Here is a 19,404-nt window from a genome sequence, read left to right as displayed (position 1 = left end):
AAGCGAGAAAGTCAAAAGCCGAGTGTGGCAGCGTGGCGGATCAGAAATTCCAGCCGAAGAAGAATTCGAAGCGGGTCTTGTCTTCCAGTTTGCGAAAATCGGTGCGTCGTGCCCAGTCGAAGCGCAAGGCAGTAAAGTATCCCAGCGCCACGCGCGCGCCGGCGCCGACGGAGCCCTTCATGCGACCAAAGTCGTCCTCCCAGGCATTGCCGGCATCGAAGAATATCGCGCCGCGTATCGCCTGAAATCCCAATTGCGCAACCGGGAATCCGACGAAGAGTGCGTCGATCAACGGGAATCGCAGCTCATTGGAGATGAGCATGACATTGCGCGTGTATTCGCCGCGACGTGGATAGCCGCGCAAGTCCCAACTGCCTCCGAAGTAGCGCCGTTGCGGTTCGTCGCCGGTCGAGGTTTGGTACAGAAACCGCATGGCGAAGGCGGAGTATGCGCCCAGACGGAAGTATTTGCGCGCATCGATGATGGCCAGCCGGTTGAGCGTGCGGTAATTGGTCAGATCGCCGGTGACGCCGACCGAGAGAATCAGTCGCCAGCCGTCGATGGGGCCGGTGATGTCCCACAGCGAGTTGTCGTGTACCAGCGACAAAAACGGCGTGGCCAGGACGCCGCGACGACGCTCACCGACGAGGACGTCGCGGTCGGAGCGCCGCACGTACAGCGACGTTTCAATCCGACGATACTTCGAGACCGGGTACGCCAGGTGCCCGGCGACGCCGTATTGGCGCTCCTTGATCGGTCCTTCGATCCGATCATCGTAGCGGGTCGACAAGTGAAACAGGCCGTAGCCGTAATTCAGACGCCGTTTACGGTTGAAATAGGTGGCGGCAGCGCTGAAGCTTTCGAAAATCTCGTCTTTGCTGCCGGCGTTGTTGGCGACGAGGAAATAGTACTGATGATCACCGAGGATGTCGGTCAACGCGGTCTGGAACCCGCCGACCGTCCCATAGAAGGCATCGAACGAGACCGCCGACTGCGCCAAATCGAACGAGAACTTCTTGCGATAGTCGACGGCGCCCGCAGCCACTTCACCCTGTCCTTCGACCGGCTGCCATTGCGGGGTCCACTCCTTCTGCCCCAACTCGACAAACTCGGCCGTTGCGGTATCGGGCAAGTCCATCTCGTAAATCTGAAATCCCATGTTCTGATAGGCGGCAAAGACGAGCCCGGACCCATCGGGGCGATATCGCGGATCGAACACGCCGGTGGCCAGATTGGTCAGCCGGTCGATGCGTCCCTGGCCGATCAGGCGATAGATGTCGGCGTGCCCCTTGGCGTCCGAGGTAAACACCATCGCTCCGCCATCGGGAGAAAACGACGGCGAGCGGGCAGTGAACGGCCCGGTGTACAACTCGGTGACCGCGTGCGTCGCCAAATCACAGCGGTACAGGTTGAGCTTGCCGTCTTCGCCGTGTCGTCCGCGGTCGGAGGCGAAGACGATCTGTGTACCATCGGGCGTGAACACCGGATCGGCGTCGAGGTAGACGTCGTTGGTCAACCGGGTCAGGCGGTCGGAGTCCGGCTCGAAGAGATACAGGTCGAAGATGCCGTCTTTGCGCGCTCCGGAGAAGACGATGCGCCGGCAGTCCTCGTCGAACGACGGCGACTGGATGGCATAGAGCGAATCGAAATCGTATTCGTCGAGAATCTTGCGCGTGCGCACGTCCATCGTGTAGAGCACTTCGCGTTCGTGCCGCAACGAAGAAAACAGGACCACGCCGTCGGGCGAGACATCCAGCGACGAGTTTAAGAGATTGAGCGACTCGAAGCGCGGAGAGCGTCCGGCCTTCAGCAGCGTTTCGACATGCGATTCGGCGGGGGCGCTCTCGCGGTTGGTCATGTAGAGGCCGCCGTAGCCGAGGCGGTTGCCCTTGAAAACGATCCGGTCCACCAGCTCGCCGTTGACGTTGAGCCGGATCGGCACCGGTTTGACGTTGTATCCCGACTGCGTGCGCTTAATATAGACGCGGTCGGGGAGTTCGTACTGGGCGATGGTCGGGTAGTATTTCTTCTTGAGCCAGTATTCCCATTCGCGACCGATTTTCTCAAGCGGGCGGCCGAAGGTGATGGCGGCGACTTCCTCGAAATTTTCACCCCGCCACCAATTGTCCAACAGGTAGATCAGGTATTCATCGCCGTACTCTTCGGCGATGAAATGGCAGAATGATTCGCCCTCTTTGTACATGAGGTACGTGCCGTAGATCTGCCCCATGCGCTCCAATCCGTGAAAACGGCCGGAGAGGACCAAGTCGCTGAGCACCATATCGGCGTCGGTCTGCCACGGGCGCGAGTAGTATTCGGCGAGGCCTTCGGTGAACCACAGCGGCGCGGCGTGGGTCGACAACCGGCGATGCGCGCGTCCGACCGCCGACAGCTTTGACATCGTGAACACATGGACCAGTTCATGCTGCAGCACATGGCGGAAGGCGGCATAGGAGCCGTTGAAGGGGAGCACGACACGCCCCTTCATGAATTCGGTAAAGCCGCCGACGTTTTCCGGCAACAGCGACGGGATAATGTTGGTTTGACCGAAGAATCGCGACGAAGAATAGATAATCAGCGGGACACGTTCTTCGACGTGGTGGTTGAAGCGGTCGGCGAGGATGTCGTAGGAGCGTTCGGCCGATTCGGCCGCCACGTCCGCCAGCCAGCGCTCGCCCTCATAGAAATAGATGTCGAAATGTTCGGTGGCGAGAACCCGCCAGTCGAATTCGGTGTACTGGACTTTGTTTTTGCCGAAATAAAACTGCGCCCGGGCAGCCGTGGGGATCAGCCACAGCAGTGCGCAGAGGATGCACCACGTCGTGCGCCACTCGGTCCGTCTGTATTTGATGGTCGCGGGCATCAACGGCGTCGGGGGCATGACGACAGGCACCCCCTGATGTGGCCTATCGTGTTCGACTTTTCCCATTGCCTGAACCCGAATTCCCCTTCGGGGTTCCATTGTCGGCAGCGGCGGCTCGTTCGACCGCGAGCGTCCCCGGCACGCTGCGGATGCGCTTCATCACGTCCGCGAGTTCACGCAGATTGCGGACTTCCAGGACGATATTTCCGGTGCCAATGCTGCTTTCCGAATCGATCGAGACCGAGCGGATGTTGATCTCCGCATCGGAGATCGCCTGGGTGATGTCGCGCAGCAGGTTTTTGCGATTTTCCAGCGTGACTTTGACGGCCACGCGGAAGGCCTGATCGGGCGCGACATCCCATTCGACGGCGACGCTGCGTTCGGATTGATCCCCCATGGCGGCGATATTCGCGCAATCGACGCGGTGCACGGTGACGCCGCGTCCGCGCGTAATATAGCCGATGATGCGTTCGCCGGGAACCGGCTGGCAGCAGAGGGCAAACCGGAACATCATGTTATCAAGATTCTGGATGCGGATGCCGCGCGGGGTGGTCCCGGTCGGCGGCGTCGGCGCGCGGGTCTTGGCGGCCGTGCGTTGGGGATCGCTGTCGGGGTGGACCTTGTGGAGCAGGGCCTTGACCGACAGCATCCCGTTGCCGAGCGCCGCCAGCAGACTTTCGGCATCGGGGAATGAATGGGCCATCGCCCAGTCGGTCAGCACTGCGTCTTTCGGCACTGCGATGCGGAGGCGCTTCAATTCGCGCTGCAACAAGTCGCGCCCCAGTTCCAGCGACTGATCGAACCCGGTTTTGCGCAGGTACCCGCGAATCTTCGAGCGCGCCCGCGTGGTCCGCGCAATGGCGAGCCAGTCGCGCGAGGGGTGCGCCTGCGGGGCGGTGATGATCTCGACCTCATCGCCGGATTCCAGGGCATGCGTCAACGAGACGATGCGTCCGTTGACGCGCGCACCGGTGCAATGATGGCCGACTTCGGTGTGGACCGCGTAGGCGAAGTCGATCGGCGTCGCGCTGCGGGGCAGGTGCACCAGCTCGCCGTGGGGCGTGAAGATGAAGACCTCGTCCTGAAAGAGGTCGGTCTTGAGAAAATCGAGGAACTCACCGGGGTCGCGCGTGTCCTGCTGCCACTCGAGCACTTCGCGCAGCCAGTTCATCTGCCGGTCGCTGTCGTCGAAGGATTGCTTGCCTTCTTTGTAGAGCCAGTGCGCGGCGACGCCGAATTCGGCGGTGCGGTGCATCGTGCGGGTGCGGATTTGGATTTCGACCATGCGTCCGCGGGGCCCGATCACAGTGGTGTGCAACGACTGGTACATGTTCGATTTCGGCGTCGCGACATAGTCATGGAACCGGTCGATCACCGGCGTCCAGAGACTGTGAACGACCCCCAGGACATGGTAACAGTCGCGTTCGTCGCGCGTGATGACGCGCACCGCCAGCAGATCGTAGATTTCCTCCAGCGGCATGTCGCGCGCGAGCATCTTGCGGCGGATCGAGGCCAGGTGTTTGGCGCGGCCGGTGATTTCGGCCTCCACTCCTTCGCCGTCCAGCGCCGCCGCCAGCGGTATCTTGATCTCCTCGATGTGGGCCTCGCGTTCATCGCGCTTCAGTTCGATGCGGCGCACGAGATCTTCGTACGCGTCCGGCTCGAGGTATTTGAGCGCCAGGTCTTCGAGTTCCCACTTGATGCGCGCCATGCCGAAGCGATGGGCCAGCGGGCCGTAGACATCGCGGGTCTCTTCGGCGATGCGGCGCCGCTTGGATTCGTCGAGATACTCCAGCGTCCGCATGTTGTGCAGACGGTCGGCGAGCTTGATGACGATGACGCGGATATCGTGCGCCATCGAGATGAGCATTTTGCGAAAGTATTCGACTTGCTGCTCGCGCAGACTCTTCGACTGCATCCCGGAGATTTTGGTGACGCCGTCGACCAAGACGGCGATTTCATCGCCGAAGCTGTTACGGACCGCATCCAAGCCGTGCACGGTGTCTTCGACGACATCGTGAATCATTCCGGCGGCGATGGTGGCGGTGTCCAGATGCTGCTCGGCTAAGATCATGGCAACGGCCAGACAATGATTGACATAGGGCTCCCCGGATTCGCGCACCTGCCCCTTGTGCGCGGCGTCGGAGAACTCGTAGGCGCGGCGCAACAGCGCAATGTCGACATTGGCGTTTTCCGCCTCGACGCGGATGACGAACTCCGCGAGGTTCATCTCGGGCGGGCGTCCACGCCGACTGCGCGACTTTCGGAGAACCGCTTCACTCATAATCAATTCGGCGTCATGCCGGGTTATCCGCACCATCCGCTGGATGGCGTCCGGATGACATTATTCGCCGCAACGGCAGCATCGCTGAACCTACCCCCAATAATATACGTGCGGGATCGCCGTTTATGCCAACGGCTTAACGAACCGGCCCGTCGAGCACAACTGCGGGCGGAGACTCCTGACAGCCGCCGGGCGGCTCGCCGTCGTTGAGCGGGGCGATATCCCGCCCGCGGACCCTCGCGATCGTCTCGTAGAGGAGACGTTCCCATTCATCGACGCGTTGGTCCCATGTGCAGTTTCCGAGCACATACGCGCGGGCTGCCGCACCCATGCGCCGTCGCCTTTCGTCGTTATCCAGCAAATCCGATACCGCGGCGGCAATCGCAGTGGAGTTGTCGGGCGGGATCAGCCGGCCGAACTCGCCGCGCGACAACAGATCGGGAACGCCTCCGACGTCGGTGGCGACCACGGCCAGCCCGCTGGCCAGGTATTCGAGCAAGGCGCGGGAGACGGTTTCGGAGCCGACCGACGCGACCACGCCGATCGCGCATCGTGCCAGGAGGGCAGGGATCGACGGCAGCGGCCGGTCGACGATCGTGACGGCACCTTGCAAGTTCATCTCGAAAGTCCAGCGTCGCAGTTGATCGCCGTTGTAGGCGGCGGCGCGTCCGACAAACAGAAAGTGTGTGTCCGAATGCCGTTCACGGATGCGCGAGGCCGCGGTCAGCAGCACGCGGTGGCCTTTGACCGGCGCGAAGCGCGCCAGCAGCACGACGATGCGCCGGCCATCGGGCAGTGAGATTTCGTTGGATCGGAACGCATCGTCGCCGGTGTCGCGGTATTCCTCGGGGTCGATGCCGCCGCCGATGATGCGCATCCGCTCGGCGGGAATCGCCAGAGCAGAGCGATAGTATGCGTAGTGGCGCGTGTTGGCCGTGACGACCGCATCGGTTGCTTTGTGATGCAGCCAGCGCGCGAGCGCATGCCGTCGCGGCGGCTTGGGATCGAGCGCCCGGACGCGGATGAGGGCCATGCGCCGGTCGCCGATCAGCCGGGCCAAGCCCCAGAACGAGTGATCGCCGCTGCCGTGCGCCAAGACGACATCGGGGCCGAACGATGTCATCAGGTTCAGGAGAGTGCGGAGATTGCGGTACGCACGGCGCGGCGACTTCTTCTCCAGATCGATGTCCGAGGTGACCCGCAAACCGGCGGATTCGGCACGGCGGGCGCTTTCACCGGCCGGACGCGGTATGTAGAGCACCTCGTGGCCGCGCGACACCAGGCGTCGCGCGGTATTGACGGCATACCATGTCCCGGCACTGAATCCGCCGAGTGTGGCTGAGACGATGATGCGCATGGGATGGTACCCGCGCCGGGCCTCAGCCCACCAGCGCGCGTGTTGTGTCGCGGCGCGATCGGGCGCGCGGGTGGTGCATTTGAGAGCCGTCGATCGTGCGCGTGAAACAGTCTTCGAGGCGATCCATCATCAGCGACTCGGTGAACGTGCTCCGCACTCGCGCCAGTCCGGCGTCGGCGAGCCGATCGCGCTTGTGTTCATCAGAAATCAGTTCCTCCAGGATGTCGCGCAGGGCACCGATGTCTTCCTTCGGGAACAATCGGACAGCGCCGTCACCGGCCACTTCCGGGATGCCGCCGACAGCGGCGGCCATGACGGGTTTGCGCCGTAACATCGCTTCCAACAGCACCCAGCCGAAGGGTTCTTCGCGCGAGGGGCAGACGAACAGATCGCATCCCTCGTAGTACGGTCCGGGATCGCTCTGATACCCGGCAAACCGGACGCGCGCGTCGATGCCAAGTTGCACGCTCAGTTCGCGCAGAGCATTCTCATCGGGACCGGAGCCGACCAGGACGATTCGCGCATGCGGGTGTTTGGCCACAAGCCCGGCGAATGCCCGCAGCAACAGATCGACGCCTTTGATCGCTTTGATGCGTCCGACCCAGAGAATGACGAACTGGTCGCGTTTCCAACCCAACGCCTGTCGCGCGACGGCGATCCGCGTCTCATCGGGAGGATCCGTTAGCGGCAATCCATTCGGGATGACTTCGACCTTGCCGTCAAGCCACGGGAATGGCGACAACCGTCCCTTTAGCTCGTGTGAGGGAACGACGACCTTGCGGACCAGTCGCTTTCCGGTGACGCGGTGCGCCCAGCCGCAGTTGGGGTAGGGCATCCCCATGCGCCAGAGCATGGGCACGCCCTGTCGGTGCGCGGCCATGCCGACCGTGCGGATGTCGCGTCCCAGGGCGACAACCAACAGGTCGGGACGCCAGCGGCGCATCAGACGGTCGGCGGGCAGGATGGTCCCCGGATCGAAATCGAAGCGGAACCGCCAACCGTGCGTCTCCAGCCCGGCGGCTGTCGCCCGTCGCAGCAGTTCATGGCCGGTGCGGGCGACGAGTGCGGTGGTCCAGCCACGGTGCGCCAGGGCGCCGACGACCGTCACCATCCAGTGCTCGATGCCGCCCCAGACGCGGGCGCTGTCACAAAACAGGACGCGCGGCTTCATGCGATGCATCAGCCCCCTGCGGCGTGTCGGCAAACTGCATGTCGTGGAGACGGCGGTACAATCCGCCGCGCTCAAGCAGTGTTTCGTGGGTTCCGGTGTCGATGATGAGTCCGGCATCGACGACGGCGATCAGATCGGCATCGCGCACGGTGGAGAGGCGGTGCGCGACAATCAGCGCGGTGCGGTCGCGCAACAGATTGTTGATGGCCTGTTGCACGGCGAATTCGGAGGCGGTGTCGAGGGCGCTGGTGGCCTCATCGAAGATCAATATCGGCGGGTCCTTGTAAATCGCGCGCGCGATGGCAATGCGCTGTCGCTGTCCGCCGGAGAGCTTCATGCCGCGCGGGCCGATGACGGTCTCAAACCCCAGCGGCAACGCATCGATAAACTCTGCCGCGAACGCCGCCTCGGCCGCCTGCCGCAGTCGATTCGGGTCGGGAGATGTGTCGCCGTAGGCAATGTTGTGGGCCACGGTGTCGTTGAACAGCACGACATCCTGAGTCACGATGCCGAGGCGTGCTCGCAGAGAACCGATCGTGAGGTCGCGCAGATCGATTCCGTCGATTGTGATCCGCCCCTCGATCGGATCGTAGAAGCGGGCCAGCAGATCGCACAAAGTCGACTTCCCGCCGCCGGAGGGGCCGACGAGCGCGACCGCGAAGCCGCGCGGGATTTGCAGGTTGATCTCGCGGAGGACCGATCCGCCCGTATCGTAGTGAAAGCCGACATTCTCGAAACGGATCGCATCGCAGAATCCCGGCATCGCACGCGCTCCGGGGCGGTCGCGGACTTCGATGGGAAGATCGAGCGCTTCGAATACACGGTCGGCGGCGGCGCGTCCCTCGGAGATGCGCGCGTGAACGTGCGCGAGCGTCTTGATCGGCTGGATGATCGCGAATGTCAGGAAAATGAATGTCATGAAATCGTTGGGAGAGAGCCCCTCCCCCACCAGCACGGCGCGTCCGCCCAGCCAGAGAATCGCGATGGCGCCGACGGTGCCGAGGAATTCGCTGATCGGCGAATTCAGGTGACGTACACGCAGCATCTTCAGCATCGCCCGGTAGAATCCCCGATTGGACTGGCGGAAACGGTCGATCTCGTATTCTTCGCGATGGAAGGCCTTGACGACTCGCACGCCGGTGACGTTTTCCTCAAGCACCGTATTCAAGTCGGCCATCTTTTCCTGCGAACGCCACGAATAGCGGCGAATGAAGCGTCCCGCCAGCCCGATGGCCGTCACGGACAGCGGGAGCACGACCAAGGCCACGAGGGTCAATTGCCAACTGATGACGAGCAATGAGCCGAAGAGGACCAGGACGAGCAGCGGGTCGCGCAACAGGTTGCCGAAGGCAACATCGAGCATGGTGCTGAGCACGCGCACGTCATTGGCGACGCGGGAAATGATCTGGCCGCTGCGTGTGCGGTGGTAGTAAGACAGCGAGAGCGCCTGATAGTGCGCGAAGAGTTCCTCGCGCAGCCCGCGCACGAGCCGTTGTTCGACCGTGGACACCGCCAGACTTTGGGCATAGCGGCAGAGATTCTTGATCGCGGCGATCAGCAGAATGGCCATGCAGAGGCGCGCCAGCGTCTCGATTCGGTCCTGGCGGACGATCAGGTGATCGAGGACACCGAGGAGGGCGTTTTTGATGCTGCCAAGACTCCCGCCGTCCTCAACTCCCGCAATCGGGGTCTGCGGGGTGATGCCGAACAACGCGCCCGCCAGCGGACCGACCAGCCAGATCAGCGCGGCCGATGTCGCGACAAACAGCAGCGAAGCGATCAATGAAACCGTCAGCGGCGGCCAGTGCAGCAGCGCCCGCCGCAGAAACCGCTGCATCGACGACGGGTTCGGCGGCCCGGAATGCATCGGGTGCGATTGTGTCATGATGCGAATGCTTCCCGCGGCGGTGACGCGGCGCCGCGCAGCGTGTTGTGTCGCAGTATCCCAAGCACCGCATCGGCGACATCGCCGGCGGACAGCGCGCGGTCCCTGCCGTCGAGAACGATGCTCGCCGGATCGCGCGGGCCGTACTGCGCCGGATCGGTGTGCAAAAAGATGGCGACCACGGGCGCTCCCACGGCAGAGGCCAGATGCATCGGGCCGGTGTCGGCGGAGACGAATACGTCGGCGCGGCGGATCAACTGCAACAGTTCGACAAACGCGAGAATACCGGCGGGTCGCAGCGTGTTGTCGCCCAGCTTGACCACTACCTCAGCCGTCTGGACATCAGAGGGCCCCCACACCAAGACCAGATTGGCCCGCACCGTCGCGGCCAGCCGTCGCGTCAGTTCGGCAAACTGTTCCGGGGGCCAACGTTTGCGTCCGCGGGCGCCGGGGTGAATCAAGACGAGGGGCAGATCCGAATCGATTTCCTGCGAGCGGCAGAGTCGCGCCAGCACCTCATCATCGGTGTCAACATGGAGCTTTGGGAGCGGACGGTCTGCCACCGGCGTCAGCGCATCCAGCAAATCCACGTGCGTGTCCGCCGCGTGGCGGACGTGGTCGGGGACGGCTACGGAGAGATCGTAGAGCCGTCCCATGCCGCCGCGATCGTGCCCGACACGGACGCGTCCGCCCGAAAACGCACAGAGCGCCAGATGAGTGAACGAAACAGTCTGGTCGGCGGAGGCATCGAAGACACAGTCGTAGCGCTCCCCGCGAATCGATCGCACGGTCCTCAGAAACTCCCACGGACGGCGCGCGAGGCGATGCTTGTCGAACAGCACGAATCGGTCGACGGACGGTATGAATCGACGCAAGTCGGCATAGCGGAAACTGAGCATGCAGTCGATGCGCGTGAGTGGAAACTGGCTGCGCAGCGCGGCCAGCATGGATGTCAACAGCACCGCGTTGCCGATCCGCTCATCGAGGCGCAGGACCAGGACGCGCTCAAACCGGGCGATGGCGTCGCGATCAGGAAGAGGACGACGTCGCGGCGCGACCGTCCGCAGCAGCGCAAAACCGATCGATTTCAAGAAACGTTCGACACGTTTGGAAGCCATCGCGATGCCCCCCGGCGACAATTGAACGATCGGGGAATACCAATGATACGTGTTGGGAGAGGCAAATGAAACAGCGCGGACGACGGGTATGAGAGGGCGTCAGGGCTTCGCGAAGCGTGTTTTGAGCCGGACGGCGACATTGGGCGGCACCAGCCGCGAGACATCGCCGCCGTGGCGGGCGACATCCTTGATGATGGTCGACGACAAGAACGTGTAGCGCGCATTGGGCATGAGGAAGACGGTTTCGACGCTGGGCGCGAGCGTGCGGTTGGTCAGCGCGATTTGGAATTCGAATTCAAAGTCGGAGACGGCGCGCAGCCCGCGCACGATGGCCGTGGCCCCGCGCGCGACCGCGAGGTGGGCCAAGAGGCCGTCAAAGACGACCGTCTCGACTCGGGCCAGCTCGGAGACGACTTCGGATGCGCGCATCGATTCGGTAATCATCGCGCAACGTTCGTCCCCGGAGAACAACGGCGTCTTGGATGGGTTTTGCGCCACGGCGACGATCAGGTTGTCGAACAGGTGCAAGGCGCGGGCGATCAGGTCCACATGGCCGTTGGTCACCGGATCGAATGATCCCGGGTAGATCGCGAGTCGGTGAGAGGCGGGGTTATTCATGCTGGTCGGGTGCTTGTTCCGTCGTCGGTGACGATCGATTCCAACGCCAGATCGTGATGACAGTATCGCCGAAGCGTCGCGATGTCCACTCCGAAAACCCGGGCGGTGCATCTCCGGGCGGGTCCTTCTTGTGGTGTTCGATGACCAGGACGCCATGTTCGCGGCGGCAATCGGATTCTGCGACCCATTGGAGGAGCCGTTTGGGCCAGCCCTCGCCGTACGGCGGATCGGCGAAGATGACCGAAAACCGATCCCCGCGTCCCGAGAGTTGACGCAACGCGCGTCCGGCATCCACTGCCAGCACCTCGCTTGACAGCTCTGCGCCCAATTGCGCGATGTTGTCGTGCGTGCAGCGCAGGGCGGAGCGTCCCTGATCGACGAAAACCGCCCGGTCCGCGCCACGCGACAACGACTCCAATCCCAAAGCGCCGCTGCCGCAGAACAGATCGAGCACGTACGCGTGCGGCAATTCCGCGGCGATGATGTTGAAGAGCGACTCTTTGACTCGGTCGGCGGTCGATCGCACCGCGGTCGACTTGACCGGGCGCAGGCGGCGTCCACCCAATTCGCCGGCGATGATTCTCATCGGGCATCCTCTCCCCGGCTGCTGTCCGGGAGCGCGACACGAACCAAACCGATGATGGCGGCGACTTTCCTGGGACCGATCCCCGAGACGCGCTGCAAGTCGGAGACCGATCGAAACAGACCATTCTTTTCGCGATCGACGACGATGCGACGGGCCAACTCCGGACCGATGCCGGGGAGTCGACGCAACATCGATTCGTCGGCGGTATTCAAGTCGAGCGCCGATGAATCGGAGATACTTGATATCCAGGATTCCGATTCGGCGGACAGACGGTCCTTCGAGTCGACGGACGGTTCGGCGACAACGGTTTCGATCATCCACGCCGGGACAGAACCGCTGTCGCGTCGCAGCCAGCCGGCCGTGCCGACGATCAGGACCGCAGCCGCCAGAAGCAGGATCAGTCGAATCTCGAAACGGGAGAATCCGTAGGCCCCGGCGTGACGCGGATCGACGCTCCCGTCCTTAACAGCGGCCACCCCCTCGGATTCGGCCCCGGTATGGTCGCGGTCATCGGTCATTCCGAGTACACCAACTGCAAAACGACGCGTCCGACCGCCGCCAGCGACGCCGGAGCGCATTGTTCGGGCGTGTCATGGATCGTATGCCAGTATTCGTAGTTCATGTCGATGAGATCGATGGCCTGGATTCCCTTCCTCAAAAGCGGGATGTGATCGTCATAGATGTCTTCGCCCAGCGCATCGACAAACACTTCGATTCCCAAATCGGCTGCGATCTCCCACACGCGCTCGGTCAAGTCGGGCGCAATGCGAGCGGAGATGCCTTCCTTCACCAGACGCAGGTCCTTCCCGCCGACCATGTCAACGATGACCGCCCAGCGATAGATGTCGCGGTAACGGCCATTCGGCGGATCGAGCGCGTCGGCGAAGTGTTGTGACCCCTGGCACCACAGGCCGGGCGTACGACCGTATTCGCCCACATCCTCCCCATCGAAGAACGCGAGATCGACGCCCACCGGGGGCACCGCCGCCGCCAGCGCACGCGCCAGTTCAATCAGGACGGCGACGCCGCTGCCGCCGTCGTTGGCGCCGTCGAATCGTGACCGATGGTTTGCGGGATCGGAATCTTGATCGGCGTACGGGCGCGTGTCCCAGTGCGCTCCCAGCAGGACGCGTCGGTTGGCAGCCCGGTGGAAACGTGCAATGATGTTGCGCATCGGAATGGCGGAATCGACCTGAGGCAGCCAGCCGTCAAAACCCTGTACTTCGACGGTGTCGGCCAATCCACGCATCGTCTCGATCAGCCAGTTGGCGCATGAGTCGTGCGCGGGGGTCCCCGGAATGCGCGGGCCGAAGGCAACCTGGCGTTCCAGATCGGCAAAGGCGCGGTCGGCATTGAACTCCGGAGGCACGGTCCCACAGGACAGCCACGCCGCCACGACCGGCACGCAGGCAGTCGGTACGGCCCGTCGCACGAGATTCATGCGAACCAAATTACAGCGAATGCGTGTGACTAAAAACTGAATTCGGCCCAGATGCTCAGAGCACGGATGTGGGTCTTGCGGTTGCCGCTGGTGCCCTCGGTGTCGCGATCGGTCCAGTCGGCGCTCAGGCCGCCAGTGACGCGGGACGAGAACGAGTAATTCGCGCGCGTGGAAACGGTCATATCGGCGGTCCGTTGAGTGAGTGCGAATTGCGACTGGCCGCCGGGATCGGTGAACGACTCGTCGACTTTGTGGGTCACGGTCACCGCCAGTGACATGCGCGATTTCAGACGGATGCTGCGCAGGAAGGGCAGCGGGATTCCATTCGGCGATGAAAACGCGTAGTTCGCCGTGACCCGCACCTGCCGACTGGCGCGTTTGGTCTGTCCCGAGGTGGAGTTGTCGGTGATCGTCGAGGAACGGTCGAGACTGAAGTTCAACTGGATTTGCTGCGGTGTCGTGCCCTGAATCGCAAACAGCGGCGAGTAGGTCTCGCCCTTCTGCCGGCTGGTGGTCAGCGAGTTGCGTGTTTCATCATTGGTCTGGCTGTACCCGAAGCGCGCCGACGCCGTGCGGAAAACCCATCCGATGGGCTTGAACCGCTCCAGCCGCGACAACGAGGTCGTCAACGACGGAAATGTCTCCGAATCCGTAAAGGTGGGAGAGCTTCCGCCCTGGCGTGTCGTGGATTTGGCCTTGCTATACGACGACCCGAAGTCGAGAATCCCCAGGAAATTGATGGTGTTCTTGACGGTCACGCTGTTGCGGTGCGTTCGCCGGTCCTGCTGTGCCAGCGATTGATTCGACAGGTTTGCCCGCGCGAATAACTGGTCGATGTCGCTGAGCCCGAATTGGTAGAGCCGATCGGGTCGTTCCAGCAGGTTTTGTTGATTGGCGCCATCCGACTCCGAATAGCTGACGTTCAGCGGCTTGATCGGCGATGTGACAAACCGGAACCCTTTGATCAAGCCATTCCAGAGAGAGCCCACTCCCAGGCCGGGACCTTTCGGTTTGGGCTGTTCGACGGCGGTGCCGCTGGTGTCTGTCTGCTGCGGTGTGCCGGGCGTCGGGCGCGCCGGCGTCGGTCCCCGTCGCGGCCGCGCGGGAGTGCGCGCCTGACTCCCAATCATCAGCGCTGTCCAGAACCTATCGACGTCGAAGTTGCTGGAGACGACCCAGTTTCGATCCAGACTGACATCGTGGTCACCGTACTGCTTGTCGATGTCGTCACGGAAGTTGGCGTTGTAGGTCAGAGACGGCGACAGGAACGAAAACAGGGACGGCCGATAGCTTGAAGACAGGCGTTGAGTGAAATTCGTCTCGGTGCCCAGTCGGAAATTGCGCGGGTTCAGTGAAAGGTTCAGCCGCTCGGGATCGGCCAGATCACGGTTGGTGGTCATCGCGTACGAGATTTGCACCGGTGAAATCGGCTGGAGGGTCGTGCTCGCGGTGCCCTGAAAATCACGTCGATACGACTGCGTGAGTTCGCCCTGGCTGTTGATGCTCATCGAGCGATCGCGTCGGACCGTCCCCTGTGCGTCGAAGCCCTGTGGCAAGAGCGAAAACGGCGTACCCCAGATCCGTCGCGGCAGAAAAAGCAGGCGCGTCCAATAGAGCGCCGGGAATGTCAGGCGATTGGCGATTTTCAGCCGATAGTCGGCCCCGGCGTCGTATCGGTCGCTTTCGCTGAACGGCACGGTCGGTGACCAGGTCTGTGAACGGTTCGTCGCGAACCGTGTTCCGATCGAACCGAGGGTCGAATTGATGATCCAGTTGTCGGTCCGGGGTCGAATGCTCAGGCGTGTCGAGAAGCCACGACTGATCGATGTCGATGTTTCCTGCGTCCGCCGCTCGGGGGTCAGGACGATATCCGACCCGGTCAGCAGCCGCGGCTCGCTGGTGGATTTCGAGTAGCTCGCGGTCACGGGGAGCGAGACCCCCAACACGGGAGGCAGAAACCGGTCGACAGACAGGTTGCCGTTGAGGGATGTCTTCAGTTGCGATGCTCCGGCGACCACGCTGGATGTGCGCCCCTGGGTCAGCCCACGGAATGCATAGTTCCGTCCCTCCACAACGGCCGTAAAGCCGCCCAGATCGGCCAACTGCATGGTCATACGGCCCGTGGCCGCCAGTCCCGCGTCCCGGCGCACCTCGGTCAGACGGAGATCGTCAAACCAGATTTCCCCGGAATGCGGGCTCAGAGTCGAGTCGTCGAACCGCACCACCCCCAGTTGGCGGTAGGTAATGTTCGACAGCGAGGGATTGCCTTTGACACCGAGCTTGGTTTCCGGATCAAACAAATACCCGGACATTCCGACCGTTCGATTCTTGGTGTCCTTCAGCGCCGTGAGTTTGTCGAAGTCGATTTTCATGGCGTTGTTCCGCCAATTTTGAATCGGGTCGGAGTCGTAGGTCAGCGTGTCGGCGTACTCGTAATAGTCGGTCGTGCTTTGTCCGAAGCGCAGGTAGTACCCTGTTCGCGCATCAGTCTGCGAATGATGGTTGGCCCACATTTCGAGGTAGCGGTATCCGGTGTAGTCTTCTTTGGCCACGACGATAGCGGCCGTGCCGGAATCGTTGGATCGGAAGTTGTCATAGGCCAAAAGGAGCGACTGCTCCTTCTCACGAAATCCGCTGCGGGGATCGCGATAACCGCTGACGCCCGGCGGCGAGACATATCCGGTGTCGCCCGACGAGTTCTCCTCGGTGTTGACGACGCCCAGCTCGAAGGCCGCATCGACGCTGACGACCGAATCGACGACCTTCAGCCGCGCATCCCAGGTCCGTTCGATGATGTCGATCGCGGCGATGTAGACGCGCGTGGTCGTATCGACGCCCTCGATCCACAGCCGCGCAAACTGGATGTCGTTGGAGTCGGGGTTTTGCCCGGCATCGGCATAGGCCTCGTAGCGACGGGCGTCCCACAGCGGGATACGGTAGGTGTACCACGTCAGCGTCGGGGCAAACCGTGTCGGATCGTCGTTCGTCGTGAATGCCGAATTCTGGATGCGGCTGGGATCGGCGGCGTTGACGTCCAGATCGACCGTGAATTGGTAGTAGGCATTGTTCCAATCGCTTTCGGACTCGCCGCCGATATCCTCGGTGTTGGGACGCTGCCCGACGACGGGATCAAGGTAGTTTCCGTCGGTGCCGTTGACGCGTGGATGCTCGCTGCGTGTCCGGGAGTCGTCGACCTCAGCGGGCCAGTTATCTCCCGCCGGATCGGGCAACGTATCCCGATGATACCGGGCGCCATCCCACCAGCGCACTTCCTGTTGGTCGGTCAGCGCGTCCAGCCCGATGTCTTCGCCGTCCTCGAGGATGCGATTGCGCGATTGGGTCACCGAGTCGAGGTGGTCTTCGGTATCGAACTCACCGTTGAGGTTGACATCCTCGGTGATCCGCCCCAAGTCCAGGTGCAGCGTACCGGGGTCGCTCCCGCGCGACGCGACCGCCATGCGCAGTTCGATGAATTCGGCGCGCGACTGATTCCAAACGCCCGCCGGGAGCCCGCGCATGATGCCGGCCCACGCGGTCTTTGGATCATCGGACTTCTCGTCGCGCGTGGGTGAGTCGTACGGGCGCGACTCCAGGACGAGCACGTGTGTGCGTCGGTCGGTTCCGTGCTGGCGGTTCGGGTCGCGCTCATAGATGTCGGTGTCATCGAATTGTGTGTAGGGGTTAAACCAACTGAACCCCGGATCATTCAGGCCCTTGAACAGCCGTTGCCCCAACGAATCGATACCGTGATCGTGCACGCGGTTTCGGCGATAGTCATCGCCGCCGGGGGACGCCAGGGGCGGCGACGCAATCGTCCAGGACTCGCGCAGCACACCCAGACTGTACGCACGCTTGGCCCCTTCGAAGTCGTCGACGAAGACTTCGCCGCGTGTGTTCGGATTGGGAAATGAGCGGGCCGCGGCGGTTTGAATGTCGAGATAGGAGTTGGCCTCCGTCTGGATCATCGGAAGCGCATTGGCAAAGCTCGTGAGAAACTTCGGCTCCGCCCGCCAATTGAGGAAGACCTCGCCGACGATGTCGCGAAACGGCTCTTGTCCCAATTGCGCCGGCCGGTCGGTCGCCTTCGTGCCTTTGTACAGGAAGGTCGCGCCCGTACGGAAGTTTCGTCCGCCGTCGAATGTGGCGGACGCCCCAAACAGGGCGCGTCGCTCGACGGTCAGGAACGGCGCGTATTCGTAATCGATGGTGATGTTGGCGTCCGGGTCCAGGACATCATCGCGACGAAACGTAATCGTGCCCAGTTCATAGTCGACGTCGTAATCGGAGCCGCGATTGAGACGGACGTTGTTGTAGGTGACGACTTCCGAGCCGGGCAGGATGTTGACCGTTCCCAGCCGTACCTGGCTGGAACGCTGACGCGTCGTAATCCTGATGTAGTACTTCGAGGAGTCCTGTCGATCCTTGGAGAGCGCCTGATTGTAGATGCCGGGCGCCGTCTCGTCCAGCACGTCGCTGGCGAACGGGAACGGATCGGGAAAGATGACCAGTCCCGCGATCATATCGAGAATCGCGGGATTGTCGTCGATTTTTCCGTCGGGGACGCCGCTGCCGGATGAGTTGACCACGTCCAGACCCAGCAGCTTGATGTACTGCTGGCCGCCCTGGTGATTGAGGTTGGAGGGGTTCTCCTCGTCGCCCAGCCCGCCTCTGTGGATGTCAAAGTCGAGGTCTTCGTACTGGATGTTCCGGATGCGGAGATCATACACGTTTTTGCGTTCCGCCTCCCAGAAGCCGTCGTCGGGCTTGGGGTTGATCTTCTTGAGATACTGGAGACGGTGCGGCACGAAGTTGGTGTTTTGGCTGAGCTGTCCGATCGTGAAGACCTCGCCGTTGCGGACATAGCTCAGGTAGTATGCGAGGGTCGTGTTTTCGATGCTCTGGACGCGCCGGGGGAAGTAGATATAGTGCTGTGCGTAGTCGATGAGATACTCGGAGATGACGATATCGCGGGCGCGCGTGTCGACGGGCGTGGCGCCCAGCGACGAGTCCTGCAGATTATCGTACAGCCGGACGCGCGACGCCTCGATGTCGGTGTTCGAGACGCCCTGGTAGAGAATGAAATCGACGATGGTATCGCCGGGCAGCAGGATTTTCTCGCCGCCGATGACGCCCAGATCGAACATGCGGTAGCGTTCGTAGTTGTAGTCGCGGATGATGATGTTTTGCTCGCTGGCTCCCGCCGTGACACGCGCGGTGGACGTATTTCCCTTTTCCTGCGAGGCGATCAACTTCATGTCGATCGGTCCCAGCTTCGCGCCGGCGCCGATGCCGAAGAGCCCCTGGATGCGCTCGCTGTAGCCGACGAACTTGGCATCCGAGAGCGAGAGCGTCGTATTGCCCAGGTCGACCGACTGCAGGATGTCGTCCTCGTCGCCCTTGTAGCGGATGATGATGCGGTTGTCGAGGTCGGCCGTGCGTTTGGAGTCCTGATCGACTTTCACCGAGATCTTCGAGCCGATGTTCCCCTCGACGGTAAAGCGCGAGATCTGCTCCATCGACAACGAGGGAAACTTGCTTTGCTTGACGGTCGAAGTGCTGGCCTGGTCGGTCCATTGCGACCGTCCAGTGAAGAGGATTTTGCGATAACCGGAGACCTTCAGCCCGGCGCCGCCCTCACCGACGATGCTTTCGACCGCCGAGGGCAGCGCGAGCGTCATCCTGAGTTCCCCGCGGCGTTCCGACTCGCTCTGGCGCAACAACGCCCGGACCTGGCCATTCCAGTTTTCGGTGACACGCTGATGATCGCGAAACGCCATGTAGGTTTCGTAGTCGAGCGAATCGACCCGCGCCACGAGCCGGGCGTCCAGATTGAGCGCCCATGGTTCCAGATCGACGCGAGAGGGGGGCGGCGTCGGGCCGCCGAAGAACGTCGGCGTAAACGGCGTCAGAGTATCTTTGACGGGAGGTGAAAATGTGTAGCGATACCGCGGCTGATCTTCCGGTGGGATCGACACGCCGGGGGCGGAGTGGGCCGGCGCGGTGACCAAAAACAAGGCGATGACCGTCAGTGTAGCATACACCGACGTCATCGTCGCGCGCTGCAATCTGTGGTTGTCCCGA

11 protein-coding genes are annotated in these 19,404 nt (G+C 62.5%); all 11 read right to left on the bottom strand.

Annotated features, from left to right (window positions below; all coding sequences use genetic code 11):
- Nucleotides 1–40: 40 nt before the first annotated feature.
- Complete coding sequence (locus VGB22_10410; GenBank protein ID HEX9751677.1) at nt 41–2,863, bottom strand: BamA/TamA family outer membrane protein; 2,823 nt, start codon at nt 2,861–2,863, stop codon at nt 41–43.
- 43 nt (nt 2,864–2,906) lie between these two features.
- Nucleotides 2,907–5,093: a bifunctional (p)ppGpp synthetase/guanosine-3',5'-bis(diphosphate) 3'-pyrophosphohydrolase gene (locus VGB22_10405; protein ID HEX9751676.1), complete on the bottom strand. Its 2,187-nt coding sequence runs from the start codon at nt 5,091–5,093 to the stop codon at nt 2,907–2,909.
- Nucleotides 5,094–5,283: 190 nt separating this feature from the next.
- Nucleotides 5,284–6,504, bottom strand: a complete 1,221-nt coding sequence (locus VGB22_10400; GenBank protein ID HEX9751675.1) for a glycosyltransferase family 4 protein — start codon at nt 6,502–6,504, stop codon at nt 5,284–5,286.
- Between the two features lie 22 nt (nt 6,505–6,526).
- Entirely contained in the window at nt 6,527–7,675 is a 1,149-nt protein-coding gene (locus tag VGB22_10395) for a glycosyltransferase (protein ID HEX9751674.1), read from the bottom strand.
- Complete coding sequence (locus VGB22_10390; GenBank protein ID HEX9751673.1) at nt 7,650–9,560, bottom strand: ABC transporter ATP-binding protein; 1,911 nt, start codon at nt 9,558–9,560, stop codon at nt 7,650–7,652. Before VGB22_10390 ends, VGB22_10395 begins: the two co-directional genes overlap by 26 nt.
- Nucleotides 9,557–10,678, bottom strand: a complete 1,122-nt coding sequence (locus tag VGB22_10385; protein ID HEX9751672.1) for a glycosyltransferase family 9 protein — start codon at nt 10,676–10,678, stop codon at nt 9,557–9,559. Before VGB22_10385 ends, VGB22_10390 begins: the two co-directional genes overlap by 4 nt.
- Nucleotides 10,679–10,777: 99 nt before the next feature.
- On the bottom strand, nt 10,778–11,296 hold the full coding sequence (coaD, locus tag VGB22_10380; GenBank protein HEX9751671.1) for a pantetheine-phosphate adenylyltransferase: 519 nt from the start codon (nt 11,294–11,296) through the stop codon (nt 10,778–10,780).
- Entirely contained in the window at nt 11,289–11,882 is a 594-nt protein-coding gene (gene rsmD / locus VGB22_10375) for a 16S rRNA (guanine(966)-N(2))-methyltransferase RsmD (protein ID HEX9751670.1), read from the bottom strand. The genes coaD and rsmD overlap by 8 nt, the downstream gene beginning before the upstream one ends.
- Nucleotides 11,879–12,400, bottom strand: coding sequence for a helix-hairpin-helix domain-containing protein (locus VGB22_10370; GenBank protein ID HEX9751669.1), 522 nt, complete (start codon nt 12,398–12,400; stop codon nt 11,879–11,881). Before VGB22_10370 ends, rsmD begins: the two co-directional genes overlap by 4 nt.
- Entirely contained in the window at nt 12,397–13,323 is a 927-nt protein-coding gene (locus tag VGB22_10365) for a M28 family peptidase (GenBank protein HEX9751668.1), read from the bottom strand. Before VGB22_10365 ends, VGB22_10370 begins: the two co-directional genes overlap by 4 nt.
- A gap of 29 nt (nt 13,324–13,352) precedes the next feature.
- Nucleotides 13,353–19,364 (bottom strand): cell surface protein SprA, encoded by a 6,012-nt coding sequence (gene sprA / locus VGB22_10360; GenBank protein ID HEX9751667.1) that lies wholly within the window; start codon nt 19,362–19,364, stop codon nt 13,353–13,355.
- Nucleotides 19,365–19,404 lie beyond the last annotated feature (40 nt).

Source organism: Candidatus Zixiibacteriota bacterium, from assembly GCA_036397555.1.
Taxonomy (GTDB): Bacteria; Zixibacteria; MSB-5A5; order WJJR01; family WJJR01; genus DATKYL01.
The sequence above is the reverse complement of the archived record's forward strand: the minus strand, read 5'-3'. Positions and strand labels throughout refer to the sequence as shown.

Coding starts and splice junctions, on each gene's coding strand:
- VGB22_10410 (HEX9751677.1), bottom strand. CDS start 2,863: ATGCCCGCGACCATCAAATACAGACGGACCGAGTGGCGCACGACGTGG.
- VGB22_10405 (HEX9751676.1), bottom strand. CDS start 5,093: ATGAACCTCGCGGAGTTCGTCATCCGCGTCGAGGCGGAAAACGCCAAT.
- VGB22_10400 (HEX9751675.1), bottom strand. CDS start 6,504: ATGCGCATCATCGTCTCAGCCACACTCGGCGGATTCAGTGCCGGGACA.
- VGB22_10395 (HEX9751674.1), bottom strand. CDS start 7,675: ATGAAGCCGCGCGTCCTGTTTTGTGACAGCGCCCGCGTCTGGGGCGGC.
- VGB22_10390 (HEX9751673.1), bottom strand. CDS start 9,560: ATGACACAATCGCACCCGATGCATTCCGGGCCGCCGAACCCGTCGTCG.
- VGB22_10385 (HEX9751672.1), bottom strand. CDS start 10,678: ATGGCTTCCAAACGTGTCGAACGTTTCTTGAAATCGATCGGTTTTGCG.
- coaD (HEX9751671.1), bottom strand. CDS start 11,296: ATGAATAACCCCGCCTCTCACCGACTCGCGATCTACCCGGGATCATTC.
- rsmD (HEX9751670.1), bottom strand. CDS start 11,882: ATGAGAATCATCGCCGGCGAATTGGGTGGACGCCGCCTGCGCCCGGTC.
- VGB22_10370 (HEX9751669.1), bottom strand. CDS start 12,400: ATGACCGATGACCGCGACCATACCGGGGCCGAATCCGAGGGGGTGGCC.
- VGB22_10365 (HEX9751668.1), bottom strand. CDS start 13,323: ATGAATCTCGTGCGACGGGCCGTACCGACTGCCTGCGTGCCGGTCGTG.